A 4496-nucleotide genomic window follows, 5' to 3' on the forward strand; every position below is an offset into this window, starting at 1 on the left:
AGCCTTCTTGTTCCCGTAGAGGAAGAAATATTTAAGGAGCCTCCAGCTTTTAAGGTATGGCGATTGTGGGAGGAAAAAGGTACTTTGGCGGTGTACACTGCTTTAGATAATGCTTACCGGGGTGGGCCTTTAGAACCCCGGCCATTGCCTCCTATGCAGGTGAGCTGGTTTAAGGTACTGGCAGGGATAGGGGGATATTATCTTCCCCGCCTGCCTTATAATGTACATAAGGTGTGGTTAGAATGGTAAAAGTTGCTTTATTTTTGCTGGGATCTTTAATTTTAACCGTTGCAGGTGTCCTGTTTTTCCTTAGAAAGGTATGGTTTTACCGGGATCCCGTGAGGATACCTCCCCAGGATGAGGGTTGTCTTTTAGCTCCTGCTGATGGCAAGGTAGTTTACATTAAACCCTTTTCTCGTGGCCAGGTGCAGGTCGAGAAATTGGGTCAGGTTATCCCTGTCACGGAGATCACCAAAGCTCCTCTGTGGGGAGAAGAGGGATGGATTATAGGCATATATATGTCTCCTCTGGATGTACATTTTAATTATGCCCCGGCGGATTGCCGGGTAACCGACCTCGTTTACACCCCTGCCAAGGTAAATCTTCCTATGGTCGACTGGTGGGAATATATACGTTTAACCTATCTTCGCCGGGCGGTGGACCTTTTCAGCCACCGTTACCGCCTGGTCAATGAGCGCCTTACCCTCTTTTTAGAAGGTAAAGATATGCGCCTGGCCCTAGTAGAGATTGCGGATAAGTTTGTTAATAAAATTAGATGCTTCGTTAAAGTGGGGGACACATTACGGGCCGGGCAAAAGATTTCCTTTATTGAGCGGGGCTCCCAGGTAGACCTCATCATATTTAAGAAGGATGTAGAGCTTACAGTAGAAGTGGGGCAACAGGTTTACGGTGGGGAGACAGTTGTGGCGCGCTATCGCACTCGCTCAGGCAGGAAAGGAGAAACGCACAAAGTTACATAGGTCGGGCGCTAAACCTGTGGTGACACTGTAACGGGGTTCCCTTATAGGCAGGTGAGAGACGGGGATGACCGCGGCTCATATATATGGATTACTTTTCATCTTACTTTTAGTGGAAGGTATAGGCATCCCCGGTATCCCCTTTGAACCTGTTTTTTGGGCTGCTGGATACCTGATAGAACACGGGCAGATGAGCTTTTGGGGAGCAGTATTGGTCGGTACGGCTGGTAATTTGCTAGGCAATTTGCTTGGATACTGGTTGGGGGCTAGGCCGGCGCGGGGCTTGTTAGATAAGCTAACCCGTTCCTGTATAGGGCCCGAGGCCATGGAGCGGGTTAGCTTTTGGTTTAGGCGTTATGGGCCGGCCGTGGTGGTAGTCTCCCGGTGGTTTGGGCTTATCCGTACACCAGCCATAGTCTGTGCTGCACCTTTGGGGATGGACGCCTTATCCTACACCCTCTACTCAGCCATAGGAGCTTTCACCTGGACTTTAGCCTGGCAATACGCTAGCTGGAGAGGAGCCCATTACTTCTTAAAATGGTGGTATAGTTACCGAGAACTAGGCGACTGGAAAGGAAAAGTCTTTTTGGGAAGCTTAGTTTTGGTGGTCTTAGGGGCAGTAATATATTTATACCGAAGGAAAAAGAAATAGTCTCCTTACAGCTTCTCCCGCCCTACTTCCCCAAAATTTCGTTTAGGGCTTCTTCATACGACTTAAGTACGGGCTCGGAGAAAAGCACAAAGCGGATTTCCGTAAAGGTATCGGGGTGGCTTTCCAGGTATTCTACCACCGTACGCATGGCTATCCTGGCCGCCCTGTCCACCGGGAAGCGGTAAGCTCCCGTACTCAGGGAAGGGAAGGCGATACTTTTGATACCGTGCTCCCGGGCTAGCTCTAGGCTACTCCGGTAGGCGCTGGCTAAGAGTTCATCTTCTCCCCTGCTACCACCCGACCATACAGGGCCTACGGCATGGATTACATACCGCGCTTTGAGCTGGCCGCCTGAGGTTAAGACGGCCTGTCCCGTAGGGCAGCCGCCCCTTTCTTCCCGTATGCGCCGGCATTCTTCGGCTATGGTGGGTCCCCCTGCTCGGTGGATGGCCCCGTCTACTCCGCCGCCTCCCCGTAAGCCTTCGTTGGCCGCATTAACTATGGCTTCCGTATCTTGAACAGTGATATCCCCCTGGATTAATACTAATTTAGTTTGACCGAGGGTAATTTCCATGGCTATAGGGACCTCCTTTGGTAGGAACTTATATAATTGAGCTTGAAAAGTTATTCGGGATTTCCACCTTCAAATCCTTTGGATGTTTTTTCCATTAACCCAGATTTTAGCATTGCGTTTTCCGCTCTTTTTTATTATAATTTAAAACAGAAAAAGAGTATAAGTGAATACATCGAAACGCTGAATCCCTGGAAACAGGGAGCGGGGGAACCAACTTTGGGGGTGAATCCTGTAGTTTTCTACAGGTAGGGTTAGCTTTCGACCCGAACCCGGCAGCTAACCTCGTAAGCGTGGAAAGCAGCCCGAGAAGGCTTTCTACCTTCTTACAAAGAGGTTAGTGCGTCCTAAGCCCCGGTGGTGCCGGGGCTTTAATTTAGCCCGAAGATAGGCCTGTAAAGGGGGGAGAATATGCCGGTTAGCCTTACTAGGGGACCTGAGGACGAACGGGAAAAAAGGGAGATAGCGCTTAAAAGGGCGGCCGAACTTAGAGCACGTATAAGCGACTATTTAGAGGCTAAAGCTAAAATACCATCTGGTCGGGAGATAGCTCGGGAGATCGCGAAACGCCAGGAAAAAATTAGAAAGTATTTCGGTGCTAGTGAGGCTGAATGGCAGGACTGGCGGTGGCAATTACGCCATCGGATTACTTCGGTGGAGGTCCTGCGAGAGCTTATACCTTTGAGTCCGGAAGAAGAGGAAGCCATCAGGGAAGTGGGGAAGGTTTACCGCTGGGCAGTTTCACCTTATTACCTTAGCCTTATGGGGGATGAACCTGATTGTCCGGTGAGAAGACAAGCCTTACCCGCTCGGGCCGAGATAGAAGATAAGCTGGGTACACCTGATCCTATGGCAGAAGAGCTGACTTCTCCGGCTCCCTGCATCACCCGGCGCTATCCCGACCGTTTGATAATAAACGTAACCAACCAGTGCGCTATGTACTGTCGCCATTGCCAGCGCCGGCGCAATATCGGCGAGGTGGACAGGACCCGGAGCCGGGAGGAGCTAGAGGCGGCTTTGGATTATATCCGCTCTAATCCCGAGATCCGGGATGTGCTCATTACCGGGGGCGACGCTCTGATGTTGAGCGACCAGATGCTGGATTGGTTGCTCACAGAGCTGGACCGCATACCTCATGTGGAGATTAAAAGGATCGGTACCCGGGTACCGGTAACGCTTCCCCAGCGGATCACCCCGGAACTGTGCCGGATACTGGCTAAACATCCGCCCATCTATCTTAATACTCAGTTTAACCATCCTCGGGAGATTACTGAGGAGGCCAAAGCGGCTTGCGATCGCCTGGTACAGGCGGGTGTAGTGCTTGGTAATCAGTCCGTACTTCTTAAAGGCGTTAATAACCATCCCTTCATTATGCGCAAGCTAAATCAGGAACTTTTAAGGATCAGGGTGAGGCCTTATTACCTCTTCCATGCCAAGCCTGTAACCGGGACTACCCATTTCATTACTTCTATTAAAGAAGGGATCGAAATTATGGAGCAGTTGAGGGGTTATACTTCGGGTTTGGCTATTCCCACTTATATAATTAATGCTCCCCAAGGCTACGGGAAGACCCCGGTCCTGCCGCAATACGTGGTGGTTAAAGGTGAAGGCCAGGTGTTACTGAGAACCTGGGAAAAAAGGCTTCTCCTCTATCCTGACCTGGGTAGCCAGACCTCATAGCCGGGGCCCCAGCTCCCGGCTTAATAAATTTCCCTGTAAGTTTCCAAACGGACTTCCGGAAGTCAAGTATCCAAACAGGGACAGCAAGCCGGCACTACAGTTTTTTTAATTTCCTTGCTTCCATCCTTAGCACGGGGTATAATGGTAGCGAAATCCTGCAATAGGGGGTACGAGAATGCGGGTCTCTTTGTCCTGGCAAGGCGGAATGAAACTAGTGGGTAGTGGAGAGTCCGGGCGGGAGGTTTTAATGGATGCCGCGCCCGAACACGGTGGTGAGAACTTCGGGGCCCGGCCCGATGAGGTTTTCCTTATGGGGATGGCCGGGTGTACTGCCCTGGATGTATTGTCCATCTTGGCTAAAAAGCGTATAGCCCTCCAATCTTTTTCCTTGGATGTTGAGGCAGAAAGGGCGTCGGAGCATCCTAAGGTTTTTACGGCAGCCACCCTCATTTACCGCTTTACCGGGGATAATCTGCCGGAAGAGCAAATAAAACATGCCATCGAGTTATCTTTAAGCAAGTACTGCGGTATGGTCAACACCGTTAAGAAAGCGGCGCCTATATCTTACTGCTACGAGATCAATGGCCAGCGCAGCCCCGTCCAACCTGCACCTTAA

5 protein-coding genes, 1 pseudogene and 1 riboswitch are annotated in these 4496 nt (G+C 50.7%); of the genes and pseudogenes, 5 read left to right on the forward strand and 1 reads right to left on the reverse strand.

The features are described from left to right. The 3 genes and pseudogenes from L5656_RS10655 to L5656_RS10665 all read left to right on the forward strand — a co-directional run. Positions 1-249: pseudogene (locus L5656_RS10655) on the forward strand (hypothetical protein); the annotation flags it as partial. Continuing rightward, a complete protein-coding gene (locus L5656_RS10660) occupies positions 243-980 on the forward strand; it encodes a phosphatidylserine decarboxylase (RefSeq protein ID WP_297202780.1) in 738 nt (245 codons plus the stop codon). The pseudogene L5656_RS10655 and the gene L5656_RS10660, both read left to right, overlap by 7 nt. Before the next feature lie 64 nt (positions 981-1044). Continuing rightward, complete coding sequence (locus L5656_RS10665; protein WP_297202782.1) at positions 1045-1629, forward strand: DedA family protein; 585 nt, start codon at positions 1045-1047, stop codon at positions 1627-1629. A gap of 22 nt (positions 1630-1651) precedes the next feature. Here the strand turns inward: L5656_RS10665 and L5656_RS10670 are convergent, their stop codons facing one another. Continuing rightward, entirely contained in the window at positions 1652-2203 is a 552-nt protein-coding gene (locus tag L5656_RS10670) for an O-acetyl-ADP-ribose deacetylase (protein WP_297202784.1), read from the reverse strand. Positions 2204-2371: 168 nt separating this feature from the next. After that, positions 2372-2509: riboswitch (cyclic di-AMP (ydaO/yuaA leader) on the forward strand. 102 nt (positions 2510-2611) lie between these two features. Here L5656_RS10670 and eam point away from each other — a divergent pair. Together eam and L5656_RS10680 are read left to right on the forward strand one after the other, a co-directional pair. Continuing rightward, positions 2612-3880: a glutamate 2,3-aminomutase gene (gene eam / locus L5656_RS10675; RefSeq protein ID WP_297202786.1), complete on the forward strand. Its 1269-nt coding sequence runs from the start codon at positions 2612-2614 to the stop codon at positions 3878-3880. A 175-nt stretch (positions 3881-4055) separates the two neighbouring features. Continuing rightward, complete coding sequence (locus tag L5656_RS10680; RefSeq protein ID WP_297202788.1) at positions 4056-4496, forward strand: OsmC family protein; 441 nt, start codon at positions 4056-4058, stop codon at positions 4494-4496.

Source organism: Thermanaeromonas sp. (assembly GCF_021890735.1).
GTDB lineage: Bacteria > Bacillota > DSM-521 > Neomoorellales > Neomoorellaceae > Thermanaeromonas.